We start from the raw sequence: 18,782 nt of genomic DNA, 5'->3' as shown, positions 1-18,782 counted from the left end.
CGTTTACCGACCAATGGATGGACAATGGAATTCAACGTCGCGCGGGCGTCGTCGTTTCCGAATGCCTTGGCCGCCAGCGCCGGCCGGTCCAGGCTGCCGTCGGCGGCGAGGATGTCGGGGCCGAACGCCGCCGCCAACGCCGTGAGGCCCTCGGTACCCGGTTCGACGACCTCCCTGGCGATCACATCGGAATCGACGATCACCGCACCGAGCTCGGCGAGAATCCGCGCCACCGTCGACTTGCCCGCTCCCATGCCTCCGGTGAGGCCGATCCGCAACATTCGACCAGTCTCGCATCCGCGATGTCGCGCCGAGCGCAACCCCCTGTGCGCGCAATCCACCCAATCGACTCGAATACCCACTCGCGCCGCGCATTCCACCGTCTGAAACACCATTTGCCCGATCCGTGACTAGGCCGAGACCATCTCGCAACATTTCCGATCGATTCCCGCCCCCGGACCGCAACTTTCCGACACGCCGAGGCAATTACTCGTGCAAAATACTGTGCCGAACACTTTCGTTCGACTAATCTTCGCCGTGGCGATCCAGGCCAGCACCAGCAAGCAAAGGAACATCATTGGGCACCAAAATCAACCAGGTGGGTCGCCACCGCCTGGGTAAGGCGGGGGGCATGCACTGCATCAAGCACCCCGCCGTCGCGGCCGCGCTCGCCGAGCACCGCCGCTCGTGGTTCACCGCTTTGATCAGCCCCGCCCGGCACAGCTTCGCGGCCATGCGAAAACGCTCCGCTGCCGCGACCGCGTACTGGGCGCCTGCGACCGCCAGCTGATTTCAGCCGCCTATCCGGCCATAAACTTCCGGTGACCCAGCCCCATCAGGGGTTGGGTCACTTCGTGCTGCCGTCAGTACACCCGAATTTCTGACAGTCACTTGCACTTTATCAGCGGACCTCCTTAGGATGGCGGAAAATACCTGAGAGTGACTCTCAGGTTGTCTGTGGAGGGGCGATGACGCAGCTGACCGCGACCAAGACGGACTCACCCGAGTCCACGGACACCGGAAAACTGGGCGCGGTCGGCCGCTGGGGCGCACTGATGGCCCGCCATCGCCGCGTCGTGCTCGGTGCCTGGCTGCTCTTCGCGATCGCCTGCGGATCGGCCTATCCGGCACTCCACGACCGCCTCAGCACGCCCGATTATTCGGTCCCCGGATCCGAATCGGTGACCGTCGATCACCTGGTCGCCGAACACTTCACGCGCTTCGGCACCGAACAGGACCTCATCGTCTTCCATTCCGAGCAGCGCACCGTCGACACGCCGGAGTTCCGCACGGTGATCGATCGGGCGCTGGGCACCACCCGTGCCGCCGCTGGCGTGGCAGGTGCGATCGGCCCGTTCGAAGGCAATGCCGCCGCCCAGATCTCGGCCGACCGGCACACCGCCTTCGGCATCGTCGGCGTCGATGGCGAAACACCGGAGCGCGTCGCGATCGCCCGACAGCTGAAGTCCGAATTGGCTGCCGCTTCGGGTTCGGACGTCGACGTCATGATCACCGGGTTCGCGCCCGCACAGGCCGATCTCATCGACATCGAGACCACCGATATGCAACGCGCCGAGGCCATCGGCCTACCCGTGGCGACCGCGGTGCTGGTGCTGGCCCTCGGCGCGGTGGTCGCGGCCACCCTGCCCATTACGGTCACGGCGGCGGGCATCGCGGTGGCCGTGGGCGCGCTCTTCGGCCTGACCACCTTTCTGACCTTCGATTCGCTGGTGCTCTCGGTGGCCACCATGATCGCCACCGGCACCGCGATCGACTACGCGATGTTCATCGTGAGCCGATTCAACGAGGAGTTGACCCGGCGCGGAGTGCGCGATCGACGATCGACACAGGCCATCGCGGCAGCCGTCGGCACGGCGCTGGATACGACCGGCCGCACCATTCTGGCCTCCGGATTCATCGTGATGATCTCCCTTAGCGCACTGTCGGTGGTCGGGCTGCCGATGCTGAACGGTGTCGCGATCGGTGTGGTGGTGGCCGTCATCGCCACGCTGATCGCGGCCTTCACCCTATTGCCCGCGCTGCTGGCGGCGCTGGGCCCGGCGGTGAATCGCGCTGCGCTGCCGCTCCGGCTGCGGCCCGCCGAGGTCCGGTCCGCGACGGCATCGAGCGCGTGGGCGCGGTGGGCGCATACCGTCATGGGACGCCCTGTCCTTTTCGGCGCGATCGGGGTCGGTCTGCTACTGGCCGCGGCGGCACCGATCACCGGCATCCGCTACGGCGTCGATATGGGCCTCACCTCACTCGCGGATCGACCGACCGGGCAGGCGACCGAACTCGTCGCGGACAACTTCGGTCCCGGGCTGCTCGCGCCGATCGAGGTGGTCGCCACCGGCCCGGACTGCGGGCCGCTCGGTGACGAAACCCGTTCCGACGCCGATCGATTCATCGCCGAACTGTCCCGCGACCCGCGCATCGCCACGGTGCTGCCGCAGCAGTCCGACGGCCGGATACTGGCCATCGTAGTGCCGAAGGCCGCCTTCGACTCGACCGCTGCCACCGATGTGGTCGCCGATATCCGTTCTCGTGCAACGTCTCTCGACGGTGTCGAAATTCGAGTCGGCGGCACATCGGCGGCGTTCGCCGATGTGTCGCACCGAATTACCGCCCGCTTTCCCTGGGTGATCACGCTCGTATTGACGGTATCGCTGGCATTCCTGATCGTGGCATTCCGCAGTGTCGTCCTGGCACTCGAGGCAATACTGCTCAACCTGCTGGCCACCGGCGCCGCACTCGGACTGACCGTCGCGGTATTCCAGTACGGCGTCGGCGAATCCGCACTCGGCTTCCACAGCACCGGATTCCTGCAGGTGTATCTGCCGATGCTGGTATTCGCCGTATTGTTCGGCCTATCCATGGATTACGAGGTATTCCTGATCCGGCGGATGAAGGAACATTGGGACGAAATCGGCGACAATACCGCCGCGGTCGCGGATGGACTGCAACGCACCGCCCGGCCGATCACCGCGGCGGCGGCCATCATGGTCGCGGTTTTCGCGAGCTTCCTGACCGCGAATGTGTTGGAGCTGAAGCAGATCGGTTTCGCGCTCGCCGTGGCCATCACCATCGACGCACTGCTGGTCCGGCTGGTACTGGTGCCCGCCTTCATGCAGTTGTTCGGCCGCTGGAACTGGTGGCTGCCGCGTGTCGGCGGGCGCACGACGGAAACGGCCGCGACTATCGGAACATGACCTCGATCGAATCGATGATCGAGCCGATCGCCTTGGTGTAGACATCCTTCAGCGGTTCGGTGAAATCCTCGGCGGCCCAATGATCCAGGGCCGCAACACATCCCCACACACCGAAGGCCGCGGCGATCCCGATCGTCAGGTCGTCGGCCCGGCGGCCGATCCGTTCGGCGAACAGCACCCGGAATTGGTCGGCCATATCCCGCATCTGCCTGGTCTGCCCGTCCTTGATCTCCGGGATCGTCGCGACATACCGCAGCCGCCTGCGGATCCGCCGCTCCGATTCGGCGGTCAGCAGCGATTCGATCAGCACCGGGACGATCAAACGCGCGACGCGGATCAGCTCGGCGGGTTCGACGGTATCGCCGCCACCAGCCGTCCGCAGCACATCGAGTACTCGCGGATCGGCCTCGTCGTAGAGAACGAGCATCTCCTTGGTGCCGAAGTACCGGTACACCGAACTCGGCGACACCGCGGCCGCCGCCGCGACCCGCTCCACCGTCACATCGCGATATCCGTGCGCATCGAACAGATCCAGCGCGACACGCTGGATACGGCTCATCGCCTCGATCTTCCTGCGTTCCCAGGCGGTCCCGGTGAACTCGACGGCGGACTCGGACATCAGGGCAAGAATACCCGCGACCTGATCGGGCGCAGCCGGACTTGGTCCGTCACTAGTACCTTCCGCTTGGACGAGCCACAGGCGAGGCCACCGCCTAGCCCCGCACGATGCCACTCGGACGGCGTCGCGAGCCGGGCTGCTGAGTCGGCATCTGGTTGGGCGGCACCGGATACGGAACACCCTTGGTCGCGGTGCCCAGTGCGATATTCGGGCCGCACTGGGCGATCGCGGCATCCATCTTCGGCTTCGGATCACTCAGCACCGGCTTCGCCGCATCCGGGGTCGAGCCGAAATCGAAGGCCGAGGTCATATCGCCGGTGACGCTGCGCCGCCACCGCGTCAGATTCGGCACCTCGACGCCGAAGCGGGTTTCCAGCAGCCGCAGCTGGGAGGTGTGATCGAAGGTCTCCGAGGCGACCAGCCCGCCGCGGCTGTACGGCGAAATCACCAGGCCGGGAACGCGATACCCCAAACCGATCGGACCCGCGATACCGTTCGAAGCCTTTACCCGATCCAGCGGCACGGTGACGAATTCGCCCGGTGTGCCCGCGGGCGCGGTCGGCGGGGTGACGTGGTCGAAGAAGCCGCCGTTCTCGTCGTAGCTGATGATCAGCGCGGTCTTCTCCCACACCTTCGGATTGGAGGTGAGGATATCGAGCAGTTGCACGATGCCGTACGCGCCGAACGCCGCGGGCAACGCGGGATGTTCGCAGTTGATCAACGACGGAATCACCCAGGACACGGCGGGTAGCGTGTCATTGGCGACATCGGCCTGAAAGTCGTTGGGATACACCGGCGCAAGACCGCGCCGAGCCAATTCGGAATTCGGATCCGAGGATTGGGTGAAACAGCCGAGCATGCCGTCCAGAATCACCGAGGACAGCGGGCCGACATCACGATTGTTGTAGACCTTCCAGCTGACGCCCGCCTCGGAGAGGTTCTCCGGGAAGGTGCGCCAACTGTAGACGTGCTGCGGAATCAGCGTGGGCGTCTCCAGCAGCGGCCCACCGGCCACGCCGTCCGGGTCGATGCTGGCGCTGATCCAGTACAGCCGGTTCGGGTCTGTCGGGCCGAGGACCGAACAGTGGTAGTTGTCGCAGATAGTGAACGCATCGGCGAGTTCGTGGTGGATCGGAATGTCCTCGCGCAGGTAGTAGCCCATGGCCGCGGGTGCGTTGGCCGGGCCGACGCTGGCAATGGACATCGGCATCCACTGATCGTTGGCGCCGCCGTTCCAGGCCCGGTGCATACCGCCCCAGCTGTGGTCCGGATCGTTGATGCATTCACCGTCAAGGGTCGCGCCGCGGGTGGTGTCGAGGCGGAACGGATTCACGAAGCCGTCCGGGGCCGGACCGACACCTGGCGTCCATCCGTACTGCTGCCACGCCTTTGACGCCTCGCCGAAGCCACGCACACCGGGCATGGTGCCGAAATAGTGGTCGAAGGAACGGTTTTCCTGCATGAGCAGCACGAAATGCTCGATATCGCCGAGGCCGCCGGTCCCGGCCGGATCGGCGGCATAGGCGCGTTCGATGATCGGGTTGGCCCAGGACGCCAATGCGCCAACGGCTCCCGCCGCGGCGGCCTTCGCCAGGAACTGCCTACGGTTGAGACCGCTGAACGGACTCGCTGCGCACATGCGTGGTGTTCCTTCTCATCCGGGCCGATCGGTCGGTGTTGATCTTGCCAGCAGGCTGCCGACTAGCCTGCACCCTATCGCTGAGGCGGGCACACATTCCGGCGAAGTTGGTCAATTGTCCGACTTGTCGCTATCGGCGGTTCACCTGATCCCCGGACTCGTCGAAAACGGCCCCGCTCACGCTCATCGGCCGTGCCGCCGACCATGTTTCGAGCACTCGCGTCAGCTGCCCGATGAGCGCGGACAGCCCGGACAGATCCCCGCCGAGCTGATACGTCGTCAACTCGCCGGGCGTCGGCAACTGCACGACGATCTGCGGGAGCGAATCGACCAGCTGCGCCTGCGTAGCTGCGGCCGAGCGGTGGTTCGTATTGTCGATGCGAATCCGATCCCGCTCCAGATCGAGCAGGGCATCATCATGCGCCGCACGCGAGCGCCGGGCCCCGACGGCGATCTCACCGTCGAGTTCCAGCTCCCGCAATTCCAGCTTCCTGCCTAGGTTTTCGGCCTGTTCGCCATGTTGCTCGCGCTCCAATCACACAAAGGCCCCGGTCCGATCGGACCGGGGCCTTCGCTACAGCTCTACGAATCAGGCGTTGCCGGAGAGCTTCTCACGCAGGGCGGCGAGCTGGGCGTCGCTGGCGAGCGAACCGCCCGCGGGCTCGGCCTGGCCGGAGGACGCCTGCGAACCACTCTCGGAGGAGTAGTTGCCCGACGCGCCGCCGCCGTTCGCGGCCTCGGCCGCGGCGTCGGCCGCCATCTTCTCCATCTGCGCGGTGTGCATCTTGTGGCGACGCTCCGCCTCGGCGTAGCGGCCTTCCCACTCTTCGCGCTGCTTGTCGAAGCCCTCGAGCCACTCGTTGGTGTCGGGGTCGAAGCCCTCGGGGAAGATGTAGTTGCCCTGGTCGTCGTAGCTGTCGGCCATGCCGTACTTCGACGGATCGAACTCGGCGTGGTAGTCCTCGTTCGCCTGCTTCAGCGACAGCGAGATCCGGCGACGCTCCAGGTCGATGTCGATGACCTTGACCATCGCGTCGTCGCCGACCGCGACAACCTGGTCCGGGACCTCCACGTGGCGCTCGGCCAGCTCAGAGATGTGCACCAGGCCCTCGATGCCCTCTTCGACGCGCACGAACGCACCGAACGGAACCAGCTTGGTGACCTTGCCCGGCACGATCTGGCCGATCGCGTGGGTGCGGGCGAACTGACGCCACGGGTCTTCCTGGGTCGCCTTGAGCGACAGCGAAACCCGCTCACGGTCCAGGTCGACGTCGAGGACCTCGACGGTGACCTCGTTGCCGACCTCGACAACCTCGGACGGGTGGTCGATGTGCTTCCAGGACAGCTCGGAGACGTGCACCAGACCGTCGACGCCGCCGAGATCGACGAACGCGCCGAAGTTGACGATCGACGAGACCACACCCTTGCGGACCTGGCCCTTCTGCAGCTGGTGCAGGAACTCGCTGCGGACCTCGGACTGGGTCTGCTCGAGCCAGGCGCGGCGGGACAGGACCACATTGTTGCGGTTCTTGTCCAGCTCGATGATCTTGGCCTCGATCTCCTTGCCGACGTACGGCTGGAGATCGCGGACCCGGCGCATCTCGACCAGGGAGGCGGGGAGGAAGCCGCGCAGGCCGATGTCCAGGATCAGACCGCCCTTGACGACCTCGATGACGGTGCCCTTGACGGCCTCGTCCTTCTCCTTGAGCTCCTCGATGGTGCCCCACGCCCGCTCGTACTGCGCCCGCTTCTTCGACAGGATCAGGCGGCCTTCCTTGTCCTCCTTGGTGAGAACAAGAGCCTCGACCTCATCGCCCACGGAAACGACCTCGTTGGGGTCGACATCGTGCTTGATGGAGAGTTCGCGAGAGGGGATGACGCCTTCGGTCTTGTAACCGATGTCGAGCAGGACCTCGTCGCGATCGACCTTGACGATGGTTCCTTCGACGATGTCGCCGTCGTTGAAGTACTTGATCGTGGCGTCGATGGCGGCGAGGAAGTCCTCGGCGGAGCCGATGTCGTTGACGGCTACCTGCGGCGAGGTGACGGTGGTGGGCATGTGTCGGTTTGCTCCGGACGGATTGTGGTCGGTTGCGGACATTGGAACTTTCGGTACGCTGCGATCTCACCGCGATGACGCGACGTGACGGACATATTGAACGTACCGCACGCAAACGCTTGTGAAACTCAGCACGGGTGTTGGCGTTACTTCTGTACAGTTGCCCCCGCAGATTGTTACTGCAATGACACCGGTACGGGCAGTACCCAAGACACTCGCGCGTTCAGCGTACGCGACCTTGGTCCGGCCGGGCAAACCGGTCCCGACGCCACGCCGGGATAGTCTGACGGCGTGTCGGAAGATCGCCATGCGCAGGCAAATGCACTGCTAGGGACCACCGCGACCGCGCGGACCAGAATCGGCTCGGTCGCCAGTCAGCAGGCCAGTCGGCGCTGGTGGGATGCCGATGCGGACCAGTATCACGAAACCCACGCCGACTTTCTCGGCGTCGACTCGCCCGAGGGCGAATTCATCTGGTGCCCGGAGGGCTTGCACGAGGGCGATATGCATTTCCTCGGCGAGGTCGCCGGTAAGCGGATCCTGGAGATCGGATGCGGATCCGCACCGTGTTCGCGCTGGCTGGCCGGGCAGGGGGCACAGCCGGTCGGGCTCGACCTGTCCATGGGGATGCTCACGCGCGGACTCGCCGCGATGTCGCGCGGCGGACCGCGGGTGCCATTGGTGCAGGCGGGGGCGGAGGCATTGCCGTTCGCGGATGAATCCTTCGATCTGGCGTGTTCGTCCTTCGGCGCGGTCCCGTTCGTCGCGGACTCCGAACTGGTGATGCGCGAGGTTGCGCGAGTGTTGCGGCCGGGCGGTCGCTGGGTGTTCTCGGTGAACCATCCGATGCGCTGGATATTTCCGGACGACCCCGGACCCGCCGGTCTGACCGCCTCGATCCCCTATTTCGACCGCACGCCGTATGTAGAGGTCGACAGCGACGGCGCGCCGACCTACGTCGAACACCACCGCACCATCGGGGATCGGGTGCGCGAGATCGTCGCCTCGGGGCTGGTGCTCGATGACATCGTCGAACCGGACTGGCCGGAATGGCTCGAGCGGGAGTGGGGACAGTGGAGTCCGCTGCGGGGTGAGTTGTTCCCCGGCACCGCCATCTTCGTCACCCACAAACCGGCCGATGCTTGATTTCTCAGAACGCCGCGAGGGCCGCGAAATTCGGATCGAGACGGGCGGCGGGGCAGGTATACGCCACCCAGCGGCGGGCACGCGAGAGCGGATGATCGGGGAAGCGCTCGTCCCAGCGCAGGTCATCGGCCATGTTGTAGGGCAGCGCGCCTTGCAGACCGGGTGCGTACGGATGGGGCGGGTACATATTGTCGAAGCCGATTTCCAGTGCGAGTACCGCCTCACGGATTCCGGTGGTGCCGGTCTCCGGGCAGAGGATCTGTAGCACCGCACTGCAGGTCGCTTTCGGCACGGTGAGCGAGGCGGCGAAGACCAGGCCCGTCGGCTGACCCGGCTGTCGCATCTTCTGCAGCCGCAGCAGCGCGGGTTGCGAATCAATACCGACGACGAAAGCCTCGATGAGACAACCGCTTTCGGCATGGATCTCGGCGAGCCCGCAGCGCAGCGTGGCCAGGTCCGTCAGTGGCGCGGGCAGATCTGGTACCAGATCGAAGTAACTCAATTGGACGATGTCGCCCGTTGCAGGGTCCCGCCACGCGTTGCTGTCGAGCTGCTGTAATCCACTGGTGTCGAACGAAATTGGCACCCGATCACGCTACTGCGGACTCGGCATCGTCTGAAGCGGCGGGTCAGATACCGGCCGAACGAAATTCATCGAGCAATGCGGTTCGCGCGTCGCTGATATGCGAGCCGAGGTCGCCGCCGGTGTGCAGCCAGATCTCGTAGCCCGCGAAGAAACAGGCCATGCCGACTTTGGCCCACAGCAGCGGCCGCACATCGGTGCCCGCCGCAACGCCCAATCGGCGCGCAAGGTGTTCGGCGACAAGGGATTCGACCGCGTTTCGCTTGGCCAGCTCGCGGGCCTGCAGTGCCGGATTGCCCGCGATCAGCCCATCGCGGGCACGCGCGTCCGCGATGCGGTCGGCGAAACGCTCGACCAGTGGTCCGATGACCGCTGCCATGGTTTCCTCCGGCGATTCGTCCGCCGGACGGTCGGCCAATAGCCGAGCCAGCTCCGCACGATGCTCGTCGTCCTCGGCGAACAGCAATTCGTCCTTGCTCGCGTAGTAGCGGTGCAGGGTGCGCGTCCCGACTTCGGCCTCGGCGGCGATATCCGCGACGGTCACGGCGTCATACCCGCGCTCGACGAACAATCGCAGCGCGGCATCGGCGATCGCTCGCCTGGTCCGCTCCTTCTTCCGATCCCGCAATGACATCGGAATATTGTCGCACAGCGCGCCATATGGCAGACTCTGCCATATGGCAACAAGCGACAGAACTGTTGTGATCACCGGCGGCACCAGCGGACTCGGCCGTGAATGCGCGAGGGCGCTCGCCGCCGATCCACGATGGACGGTCATCGTGACCGGGCGCGACGCCGAGCGGGCCCGGACGGAGGCCGCCGCGATCGGCGCGCGTGCGGCAACGCTCGACCTCGGCGCACTGGCCTCCGTCGCCCATTTCGCCGACGAATTCCGCAGGAGCGGACTGCCCCCGTTGCATGCGCTGGTATGCAATGCCGGACTGCAATTCACCCGCCGCAGCTACACCGAGGACGGCATCGAGGCCACCTTCGGCGTCAACCATCTCGGACACGTCGCACTGGTCCAAGCACTGCTCGACGACCTGATCGCGCCCGCGCGCATCGTCTTCGTCAGCTCGGGCACGCACAATCCGGATCAGTTCACCGGCATGCCCGATCCACTGGATACCAATGTCCGCGCACTCGCCTACCCACCCGAGTCGACCGAATCCGCGCAGCGCGACGGCCGTCGCCGCTACAGCACGTCGAAGTTGGCGAACCTGCAGACCACCTACGAATTGGCGCGGCAGTTCGAGGCGCGCGGCATCACGGTGAATGCCTTCGATCCCGGACTGATGCCGGGCACCGGACTCGCCAGGGATGCCGGGTCGGCGGCACAACTGTTGTGGCGCACGGTCGCTCGGGGTCTGGTGCTATTGCCCGGTGTCAATACGCCGCGCCGATCCGGTGAGGATCTCGCGTGGCTGGTCACGGATCCGTCGCTCGACGAGGTGTCCGGCCGGTATTTCGTGGGCCGCACCGCGAAACCGTCGTCGAAGGCGTCCTATGACCGCGACGCGCAACACGCGCTGTACACCGACAGTCTGAAACTCCTCGGCGAACTCGCGCGCTGATACATCGTCGGACCGAATACCGACGATGCCGAATACCCGTGGGGTATTCGGCATCGTTGCGGCAGAGCTTATTCCGGCTACTCCTCGGCCGGTTTCGCCTTCGGGCTTCGGCCCGCCTGTTTCAACGCAAGGCGCAGTGCGTACTCGATCTGGGCATTGATACTGCGCAGGTCGTCGGCGGCCCATTGGGCGACCGCCTCGTGTATCGCCGGGTCCAGGCGTAGCAGGATCTTCTTGCGCTCGGCCATGAGGCGACTCAGGAGTAGAGCGAGCCGGTATTGACGACGGGTTGGGTGGCGCGATCGCCGCAGAGCACGACCAGCAGGTTCGAGACCATCGCGGCCTTGCGTTCCTCGTCGAGTTCGACGACGCTCTGTTCGGCGAGCCGGTCCAGCGCGAGGCGGACCATACCCACCGCGCCCTCGACAATGCGGGTGCGCGCGGCGACCACCTGGGCCGCCTGCTGCCGAACGAGCATGGCCTGGGCGATCTCCGGCGCGTAGGCGAGGTGAGTGATCCTGGCCTCGATGACCTCGATGCCCGCCAGATCGGTGCGATCGCGCAATTCGATGGTCAATTCCTCGGCCACCTCGGCGCCGTCGCGCAGACTGGTGGTGTTCTGGTCGTGCGCGTCGTAGGGGTGCGTCGTGGCCAGATGCCGCACCGCTGCCTCGGACTGGGTCTCCACGTACTCCTCGTAGTCGTCGACGGAAAAGGCGGCCTTGAAGCTGTCGACCACCCGATAGACCACGACGGCGGCGATCTCCACCGGATTGCCGTCGGCATCGTTGACCTTGAGCTTCTGGGTTTCGAAGTTACGCACCTTCAGCGAGATGCTGCGCCGGTCGGTGAGCGGCACCACCGAGTAGAAGCCGGGTTCACTCAGCGAGCCGATGTAGCGGCCGAAGAACTGAACGACCTTGGCCTCGTTGGGATTCACCACGGTGAGCCCGGTGGCCAGCAGCAGGAGCACGACCACGACCACGGTCGCGATGATCGCGCCGACGAGGGCGAGCACATTGTCGTTGTGCGCGGCCACGGCGTATCCGGCAATGGCGCCGCCGCCGATCAGGAGCGTGAGGACAAACCACGACACCAGCACGAGAAAGCCGTTGACGTGGAACGCCGACCGAAGCTTCATGACATCCTCCGAGTATCAAAGTGATATCACGAAGATAGCATCAGGCCGCGCCCCGGCGATAGGGCGGTCGCGGCATCAGTTCGCAGGTGTGATGTTGCGGTTGAAGCGGAACATGTTGCGGGAGTCGTACTTCGCCTTCAGCACGGCCAGCCGGGCGTAGGTGTCCGGCGCGTAGCCACCTCGGGTCTGCGCCTCGTCGGCCGCGGCACCCGCACCGTAGAGGAAGTTCAGGCTGTGGCCGACGGTCCACGGCGCGAGTGCCGTGCGAACCACCGCATGATCCTCGGGCGCGGCGTCACCCGCATCGGGCCCGGGCATGGTGATGACGCGGACGATGTACTCGGCATCCCGGTTGTCCACGGCAATCCCCGCAGGACCACGCCTGCCGAGCGCACCGCCGAGGTGCCGGATATCGACCACCGCCTGAATCGTCGATTCGGGTCCGGTGGCAGCGAGCAAGGCCGACAACGTTTCTCCGGTGAGCTCACCGAGCAAGGCGTTGGTGGCGGCGTAGGCATGCGGGTGGTCGGGATCACTGTGGATGGTGTGCGATTCGGTGTACGGCATGAGCCGCAGATCGTCCTTCAAACGATCCCCGACCGCGCGCAACGGCGCGACCAGAAGCTCGCCGTCCGCGGCGGATCCGTTGTAGGCGATCCGTATCGACGCGACATAGCGCCCGCGCAGCGGCTCCGGAATCTGCGGAATGGGCGGGAAGGTCATCACGGTCACCGTCGAGGTCACCTCATCGGGCAGCGTCGCGGTCCAGTCCTTCCAGGCTTCCATGGCCTGCTCGACCAGTGGGGTATCGAAGACCAACTGACCGCCGTAGACGGTCGCGACCGGCACGAGTTCCAGTTCCAGCGCGGTCACCACGCCGAAGTTGCCACCGCTGCCGAGCACCGCGCCGAAGAGTTCGTCGCCAGGGGTCAGCGTGCGGACTCGGCCGTCCGCCGTGACGATCTCGATGCACCGCACATATTCGGCGGCGTAACCGAATTGCCGTGCCAGCAGGCCCAATCCGCCGCCGAGGCTGTAGCCGACGACCCCGACCGACGGCGAGGACCCGTTCAGCGGTACCAGCCCGTACGGTGCGGCGGCCTCGACCAGCGCGGCCGCCCGCACTCCGGCACCGACGCGGGCGGTGCGCGCCTGCGGGTCGATTCGGATATCGGTCATCCGGCGGGTGCTGATCAGCACACCGCCGTCGGCCGCGACCGAGAGTCCGTGCCCGGTGGCCTGGACCGCAACCGGAAGTCCTTGGCGCGCGGCGTATTCCACCGCACCGCGCACATCCTCTGTGTGCACCGCGCCGACGACCAGTGCGGGGCGGTGGTGGTAAGCGGCCTGGAAGCCAGCGATCTCTTCGTCGAATCCGGCGTCGCCGGGGCGGAAGACCGGGCCGGTGAAGGTGTCGGTGATCTCTGCGGTGTTTCCCATGCCTTAGACGATGCCGCCCACGCAGCCAGAAGTACAACAGATAGTTCTGCTGGGACCTATAATCAATAGTTATGGAATTGCGCCAACTCCGCTACTTCGTGACCGTGGTCGAGGAGGCCAACTTCACCCGCGCCGCCGCCCGATTACACCTGGCTCAACCCGGACTCAGCGCCCAGATCCGCCAGCTCGAACACGAACTGGGACAACAACTTCTGGATCGCGGCGGCCGCTCGGTAACCTTGACCGAAGTGGGCGCGGCGGTGCTGCCGCATGCCAGGGCCGCCCTGGCGGCGACCGAGCGGATTACCACGACGGTGGACGAATTCACCGGACTACTGCGCGGACACGTCCGCCTCGGCTGCATCTCCGGCGCGGGCGATGAGGAATTCGATATCGCCTCGGTGCTCGCGGACTTCCACGACGATCACCCGCAGGTCGGCATCAGCCTGACCGAGGACACCTCCGAACGGATGCTCGCGGCGGTGCGCAGCGGCGAGCTGGATATCGCCCTGGTCGGATTGACCGGTGCGGAGATCGGCGCCGATATCGGCACAGATGTTGTGCTCGATACGCCGGTGGTCGCGGCGGTCGCGCTGGGCGGTAAGAAGCGTGCATCGATCACGCTCGACGAGTTGCGTGAGCACCCGCTGATCTGTCTACCGCGCGGCACCGGCATCCGGGGTGTCTTCGATCGCGCCTGTGCCGCAGCGGGATTCGAACCCGATATCGCATTCGAGGCCGCCGCTCCCCCACTATTGCTGCGACTCGCCGCCCGTGGCCTGGGCATCGCGGTGGTGCCCGCGCTGACCGCCGAGGAGGCCGCGGCATTCGGGGTGCGGGTGCTGCCGATCACCGATCCGGAGCTGCGCGGACAACTCGCGCTGGCGTGGCGGCGCGATCGCCCGGGCAGTCCGGCCGCGAAAGTCCTACTCGGACAACTCCGTATCGGTTTGGGCAGTCGCTGAATTCAGAGCAACCGCGACAGGAACGCCTTGGTACGTTCATGTTTCGGGTCGGCGAGCACCTCGCGCGGATTACCCGCCTCCACGACCACACCGCCGTCCATGAACACCAGTTGGTCGGCAACCTCACGGGCGAAACCCATTTCGTGGGTCACGACCACCATGGTCATACCGTCGGCGGCGAGTTCGCGCATGACCCCGAGCACCTCGCCGACCAATTCCGGATCCAGCGCCGAGGTGGGCTCGTCGAAGAGCATCAGCTTGGGATCCATGGCCAGCGCACGGGCGATCGCGACGCGCTGCTGCTGGCCGCCGGAGAGCTGGGCCGGATAGGCATTCGCCTTGTCCCCCATGCCGACTCGGTCCAGCAACTCGAGCGCACGAGCCGTCGCGTCCGCCTTGCGGATGCCCTTCACCTGGATAGGCGCTTCGACAATGTTCTCCAGCGCCGTCCGATGTGGGAACAGGTTGAAATGCTGGAACACCATGCCGATATCGCGGCGCTGCTTGGCCGCATCGCGCGGGTGCAATTCGTAGAGTTTGCCACCCTTTTCGCGATAGCCGATCAGATCGCCGTCGACATAGAGCCGACCCGCATTCACCTGCTCGAGGTGGTTGATACAGCGCAGAAAGGTCGACTTACCCGAACCCGACGGCCCGATCAGGCAGAGCACATCGCCACGCCCGACCTCGAGCGAAATGCCCTTGAGCACCTGCAGCGCACCGAAGTTCTTGCACACCCGATCCGCACGGATCATCGGCTGTACGCCTGCGGGCTCTACCTTGTCTGCGCTCATTTCGCCTTCACAATCGTCTGAGCGTCGGCCAGTTCCTGCAGCTGCTTGGCGGTCAGCTGCCGCGAGGCGCCTCGCGAGTAGTAGCGCTCCAGGTAGTACTGCCCGATCATCAGCACGCTGGTGACCGCGAGATACCAAGTGGCGGTGACCAATAGCAATGGAATCGGCTGGAAGTTCACGCCGTAGATATCCCGGGCCCGGCCGTACAGGTCGGTGCTCAACGGGATCGCGGTGACGAGCGCGGTGGTCTTGAGCATTCCGATCAGCTCATTGCCGGTGGGCGGGATGATCACCCGCATGGCCTGCGGCAGCACGGTCCTGCGCATGGTCTGCGACCACGACATGCCGAGCGCCGTCGAGGCCTCGCGCTGCCCCTCGCCGACGGAATTGATTCCGGCACGAACGATTTCGGCCATATACGCGGCCTCGTTCAGTGCGAGGCCGATTACCGCGAAGGCGAACGCGGCCTGAAGTCCCTGCACGTCGATCCGCACGAACTCGGGCCCGAACGGCACACCGAGCTGGATCGACTTGTACAGCGACGGGAACAGACCCCAGAAAACCAACTGCACGAAAACCGGTGTGCCACGGAAGATCCAGAGATACACCCACGCCACGGCGCGCAACACCGGATTCGGCGACAGCCGCATCACCGCGAGCAACGCGCCAAGCACGATGGCGATCGCCATCGCGAGCACGGTCAGCTCGAGGGTGACCGCCGCGCCGGAGGCGATCCGGCTGTCGAACAAATACTTTCGATAGGTTCCCCATCCGTACGCGGGATTGGTGGCCGCGCCGTAGATGAACAACCCGAGCAGGGCGAGGATGATCGCCGCGGCGATCATGCGGCCCGGCCTACGTAATGGAACGGCCTTGATCGGCTCCGGTTCTGCCGCGTCGATCGGCCCGCCGGGCCCGGTGTTGTCGCCGGGCGCCGACGTGGTTTCGGATGACGACATCGATCAGCCCGCGGCGCCGTTGATGACCGACTTGGTGATCGCGCCTTCCTGCACACCCCAGTTCTTGGTGATCTCGAGGTACTTGCCGTTGTCGATCAGGTGCTGGACGGCCGCCTGCAGCGCCTTGCCGAGCGCCGACCCCTTGGGGATGGCCCAACCGTAGGGTGCGGAATCGAAGACCTTGCCCGCCGCCTCGATCTTGCCGTCGCTCTTCTTGATCGCGTACGCGGTCACCGGCGAATCCGCCGACATCGCGTCGACCTGGCCGAGCACCAGTGCGTTGGTCGCCGCGCTCTGCTCGTCGAACGGCTTCTTATCGATGGCAGGCTTGCCCGCCTCTTCACACTTCTTGCTGCGCGCCGGAATCTCGTCGGTGTCCTGAACCGTGGTGGCCTGCACGGCGACCCGCTTACCGCAGGCATTGTCCGGGTCGATCGGCTTACCCGTCTGCTGCGCCCACTGGCTGCCCGCGTTGAAGTAGGTGGTGAAGTCGACGCTCTGTTCGCGTTCCTTCGAGTCGGTGATGGAGGACATGCCGACGTCGTAGGTCCCTGCCTGGATCGCGGGAATGATCTTCTCGAAGGAGGACTCGAGGTATTCGGCCTTCAGGCCGAGGGTCGCGGCAACCGCGTCCATCAGGTCGACATCGAAGCCGACGATCTTGCCGCTCGGATCCTTGTACTCGTTGGGCTGATAGGGGATATTGACTCCGACGACGAGCTTGCCCGACTGCTTGATCTTGTCCGGGAGCAGCGCGGCGGCCGTGTCGAGCTTGTCGATACCCTGTACCTTCGCCACCGCGGGCGAGTTGTCTTCGGAGTTACTACAGCCCGTCAACACCAGTGCACCACCGGCTAGTACGCACATCGCCTGCAGGGCGCGCCTGCCAAGAACCGATCGAACAGACACAGCAGCCCTCCACATTTCGGATTCGAGAAACCCGGGTGTCACCACCCGTTTGGCAATCTAAGCGATCGTGGCGTTTCGTGCTGGACAGTAACGGAAGATTATCCGTTCTGTGCGGAACACTCCGGGCACAGCAAACACTCAGGTACCGGCGGTGGACCCTACCGGACGGTCCGGTGTTCGAACGAGTTGGGTTCCCGGTCGCCCCGCCGGTGCGGGTCAGCGCCGGTGCACCCTGGCGCAGACCTGCTCGGTGAATTCGCTCGTCGAGGCGAGACCGCCCAGGTCGGCGGTGGCAATGCCCGCGGCGAACGCGCCCGCGACGGCGCGTTCGATGCGTTCACCCGCGTTCGACAACGCGCGGTTGTTGTCGCGAATTCCCAGCCAGTGCAACAACATTGCCGCCGAGAGTTGCAGCGCCGCCGGGTTTGCGCGGTTGTGTCCGGCCAGTGTGGGCGCGGCGCCGTGCACCGCCTGTGCCATCGCCTTGGTCGCCGAGCAGTTGAGCGATGCGGCGATGCCGAGCGAGCCGCTCAGCTCACCCGCGAGATCGGAAAGGATGTCGCCGAAGAGGTTCTCGGTCACCACCACGTCGTAGTCATGGGCGGCGCGGACCAGATGGGCGGCGACCGCGTCGACGTGTTCGTCGTCGACCTCGACGCCCGGATAGGCGTGGGCGACGTCATAGCAGACGTCGCGGAACAGGCCCATGGTCATGGGCAGCACATTGGCCTTGTGCACGATGGTGACCCGCTTGCGTCGCGCGGCCGCGAGCCGGAAGGCATCGTGCGCGATCCGCTCGCAGGCCTGCCGGGTGACCAGGCCGACCGCCATCGCCACGTCCGGGGTGGGCCGGAACTCGCCCGACCCGGCGAACATATTGCGGTCGGCGTAGAACCCCTCGCTGTTCTCCCGGACGATCACCAGGTCGATATCGGGAGCGCTCGCCTTGACTCCGGCGAAGGCACGGGCGGGGCGAATATTCGCGTAGAGGCCGAAGCGTTTGCGGATGGCGCCGCCGGGTGCGATTCGATGTTCGGGAGGGTAGGCGGCATTGTCGTGCGGGCCGAGGATCCAGGCATCGAGTTCGTCGAGGGCCGCGAGAGTCTGCTCCGGCAGCGGATTGCCGAATTCCGCGATGGCGTGCCGGCCCATCGGCAACCCGACCCAGTCGACCGGGGCCGCGCCGGCCGCGGCGAGCGCTTCGTCGACCACCGCGCGGGTGGCGCGGACCACCTCAGGGCCGATGCCGTCACCTTCGATGAGGCCGAGTCGCATGGGCGACATATCACGGTTCACCTGGCCATCCTCCCGCGAGACGGTTCGTACGCCGACAACTGGGCCGCGTGTTCGCCGCCCATCGAGCGGCGCGGGCGGCTAACCTCTCGTGAACTATGGTGCAGTCGGTCGAATTGTTATTGGACGATGTGGCCGATGCGGAGATCCGGCGGCAGTGGCAGTTGCTCGCCGACGCAGGCATTCCGAGTTTGGCCGGGAAGCATGCCGAAACCAACCGGCCGCATATTACCGTCGCGGTGGCCAGGCAGATCTGGCCGCGCATCGACCACGCACTGGACCAGCTCACCTTCCGGCCGATTCCGATACGGCTCGGCGGCGTGCTGGTCTTCGGTGCGCGCAATCCGATCCTGGTCCGGTCGGTGGTGCCCTCGGAACACCTGCTCGCACTGCAACGTCGTATTTTCGCCGTCGTTTCGCCGTGTCCCGGCATACCGTCGAATGTGCAACCC

At 65.7% G+C, this 18,782-nt stretch carries 20 protein-coding genes; 6 read left to right on the top strand and 14 right to left on the bottom strand.

The window, feature by feature from the left end; translation table 11 throughout:
* Positions 1–281, bottom strand: a 281-nt coding sequence (gene coaE / locus NP3_RS25970) for a dephospho-CoA kinase (RefSeq protein WP_063824915.1), incomplete at its 3' end; no start/stop codon positions are given.
* A gap of 296 nt (positions 282–577) precedes the next feature.
* Here coaE and NP3_RS48240 point away from each other — a divergent pair.
* Positions 578–790, top strand: coding sequence for a hypothetical protein (locus NP3_RS48240; RefSeq protein ID WP_157124550.1), 213 nt, complete (start codon positions 578–580; stop codon positions 788–790).
* 178 nt (positions 791–968) lie between these two features.
* Positions 969–3,209: an MMPL family transporter gene (locus NP3_RS25965; RefSeq protein WP_063044215.1), complete on the top strand. Its 2,241-nt coding sequence runs from the start codon at positions 969–971 to the stop codon at positions 3,207–3,209.
* Here NP3_RS25965 and NP3_RS25960 read toward each other — a convergent pair.
* The 4 genes from NP3_RS25960 to rpsA all read right to left on the bottom strand — a co-directional run bounded on the left by NP3_RS25960 (position 3,196) and on the right by rpsA (position 7,526).
* The gene (locus NP3_RS25960) at positions 3,196–3,828 is read right to left on the bottom strand and encodes a TetR/AcrR family transcriptional regulator (protein ID WP_063044214.1); all 633 of its coding nucleotides are present in this window, start codon (positions 3,826–3,828) and stop codon (positions 3,196–3,198) included. The two genes, NP3_RS25965 and NP3_RS25960, sit on opposite strands and share 14 nt — an antisense overlap.
* A gap of 94 nt (positions 3,829–3,922) precedes the next feature.
* A complete protein-coding gene (locus NP3_RS25955; RefSeq protein WP_063044213.1) occupies positions 3,923–5,467 on the bottom strand; it encodes a phospholipase C in 1,545 nt (514 codons plus the stop codon).
* A 130-nt stretch (positions 5,468–5,597) separates the two neighbouring features.
* Positions 5,598–5,948 carry a hypothetical protein gene (locus NP3_RS25950; RefSeq protein ID WP_157124549.1) on the bottom strand — a complete coding sequence of 117 codons (351 nt, stop codon included), beginning with the start codon at positions 5,946–5,948 and terminating at the stop codon, positions 5,598–5,600.
* Between the two features lie 108 nt (positions 5,949–6,056).
* Complete coding sequence (rpsA, locus tag NP3_RS25945; protein ID WP_040689126.1) at positions 6,057–7,526, bottom strand: 30S ribosomal protein S1; 1,470 nt, start codon at positions 7,524–7,526, stop codon at positions 6,057–6,059.
* Positions 7,527–7,817: 291 nt separating this feature from the next.
* On the opposite strand from rpsA, the gene NP3_RS25940 reads away from it, so the two are divergent.
* Positions 7,818–8,672, top strand: coding sequence for a class I SAM-dependent methyltransferase (locus tag NP3_RS25940; RefSeq protein WP_063044211.1), 855 nt, complete (start codon positions 7,818–7,820; stop codon positions 8,670–8,672).
* A 4-nt stretch (positions 8,673–8,676) separates the two neighbouring features.
* On the opposite strand, the gene NP3_RS25935 is transcribed toward NP3_RS25940, so the two are convergent.
* Together NP3_RS25935 and NP3_RS25930 are read right to left on the bottom strand one after the other, a co-directional pair.
* A complete protein-coding gene (locus tag NP3_RS25935) occupies positions 8,677–9,258 on the bottom strand; it encodes a hypothetical protein (protein ID WP_063044210.1) in 582 nt (193 codons plus the stop codon).
* Between the two features lie 43 nt (positions 9,259–9,301).
* Entirely contained in the window at positions 9,302–9,889 is a 588-nt protein-coding gene (locus NP3_RS25930; RefSeq protein WP_063044209.1) for a TetR/AcrR family transcriptional regulator, read from the bottom strand.
* Between the two features lie 43 nt (positions 9,890–9,932).
* On the opposite strand from NP3_RS25930, the gene NP3_RS25925 reads away from it, so the two are divergent.
* Positions 9,933–10,829: an SDR family NAD(P)-dependent oxidoreductase gene (locus tag NP3_RS25925; RefSeq protein ID WP_063044208.1), complete on the top strand. Its 897-nt coding sequence runs from the start codon at positions 9,933–9,935 to the stop codon at positions 10,827–10,829.
* A gap of 77 nt (positions 10,830–10,906) precedes the next feature.
* Here the strand turns inward: NP3_RS25925 and NP3_RS48235 are convergent, their stop codons facing one another.
* From NP3_RS48235 to NP3_RS25915, 3 genes are all read right to left on the bottom strand, one after another.
* Positions 10,907–11,077 carry a type II toxin-antitoxin system antitoxin gene (locus tag NP3_RS48235; protein ID WP_157124548.1) on the bottom strand — a complete coding sequence of 57 codons (171 nt, stop codon included), beginning with the start codon at positions 11,075–11,077 and terminating at the stop codon, positions 10,907–10,909.
* Between the two features lie 8 nt (positions 11,078–11,085).
* On the bottom strand, positions 11,086–11,970 hold the full coding sequence (locus NP3_RS25920) for an SPFH domain-containing protein (RefSeq protein WP_063044207.1): 885 nt from the start codon (positions 11,968–11,970) through the stop codon (positions 11,086–11,088).
* 75 nt (positions 11,971–12,045) lie between these two features.
* On the bottom strand, positions 12,046–13,410 hold the full coding sequence (locus NP3_RS25915; RefSeq protein WP_063044206.1) for an FAD-binding oxidoreductase: 1,365 nt from the start codon (positions 13,408–13,410) through the stop codon (positions 12,046–12,048).
* 71 nt (positions 13,411–13,481) lie between these two features.
* On the opposite strand from NP3_RS25915, the gene NP3_RS25910 reads away from it, so the two are divergent.
* Positions 13,482–14,375: a LysR family transcriptional regulator gene (locus NP3_RS25910; protein ID WP_063044205.1), complete on the top strand. Its 894-nt coding sequence runs from the start codon at positions 13,482–13,484 to the stop codon at positions 14,373–14,375.
* A 2-nt stretch (positions 14,376–14,377) separates the two neighbouring features.
* On the opposite strand, the gene NP3_RS25905 is transcribed toward NP3_RS25910, so the two are convergent.
* The 4 genes from NP3_RS25905 to NP3_RS25890 form a co-directional block, all read right to left on the bottom strand.
* Positions 14,378–15,130 (bottom strand): amino acid ABC transporter ATP-binding protein, encoded by a 753-nt coding sequence (locus tag NP3_RS25905; protein ID WP_157124551.1) that lies wholly within the window; start codon positions 15,128–15,130, stop codon positions 14,378–14,380.
* Positions 15,131–15,165: 35 nt separating this feature from the next.
* The gene (locus NP3_RS25900; protein ID WP_084508983.1) at positions 15,166–16,128 is read right to left on the bottom strand and encodes an amino acid ABC transporter permease; all 963 of its coding nucleotides are present in this window, start codon (positions 16,126–16,128) and stop codon (positions 15,166–15,168) included.
* A gap of 3 nt (positions 16,129–16,131) precedes the next feature.
* Entirely contained in the window at positions 16,132–17,052 is a 921-nt protein-coding gene (locus tag NP3_RS25895) for an ABC transporter substrate-binding protein (protein WP_084508984.1), read from the bottom strand.
* Between the two features lie 201 nt (positions 17,053–17,253).
* Positions 17,254–18,321 carry an isocitrate/isopropylmalate dehydrogenase family protein gene (locus NP3_RS25890; RefSeq protein ID WP_063044217.1) on the bottom strand — a complete coding sequence of 356 codons (1,068 nt, stop codon included), beginning with the start codon at positions 18,319–18,321 and terminating at the stop codon, positions 17,254–17,256.
* A gap of 107 nt (positions 18,322–18,428) precedes the next feature.
* On the opposite strand from NP3_RS25890, the gene NP3_RS25885 reads away from it, so the two are divergent.
* The coding region (locus NP3_RS25885) for a 2'-5' RNA ligase family protein (RefSeq protein ID WP_063044216.1) at positions 18,429–18,782 on the top strand (354 nt) is incomplete at its 3' end.

The organism is Nocardia pseudovaccinii NBRC 100343 (assembly GCF_001613225.1).
GTDB classification, from domain to species: Bacteria; Actinomycetota; Actinomycetes; order Mycobacteriales; family Mycobacteriaceae; genus Nocardia; species Nocardia pseudovaccinii.
Note: the sequence above shows the minus strand (reverse complement) of the source record. Positions and strands in the feature narration are given on the sequence as shown.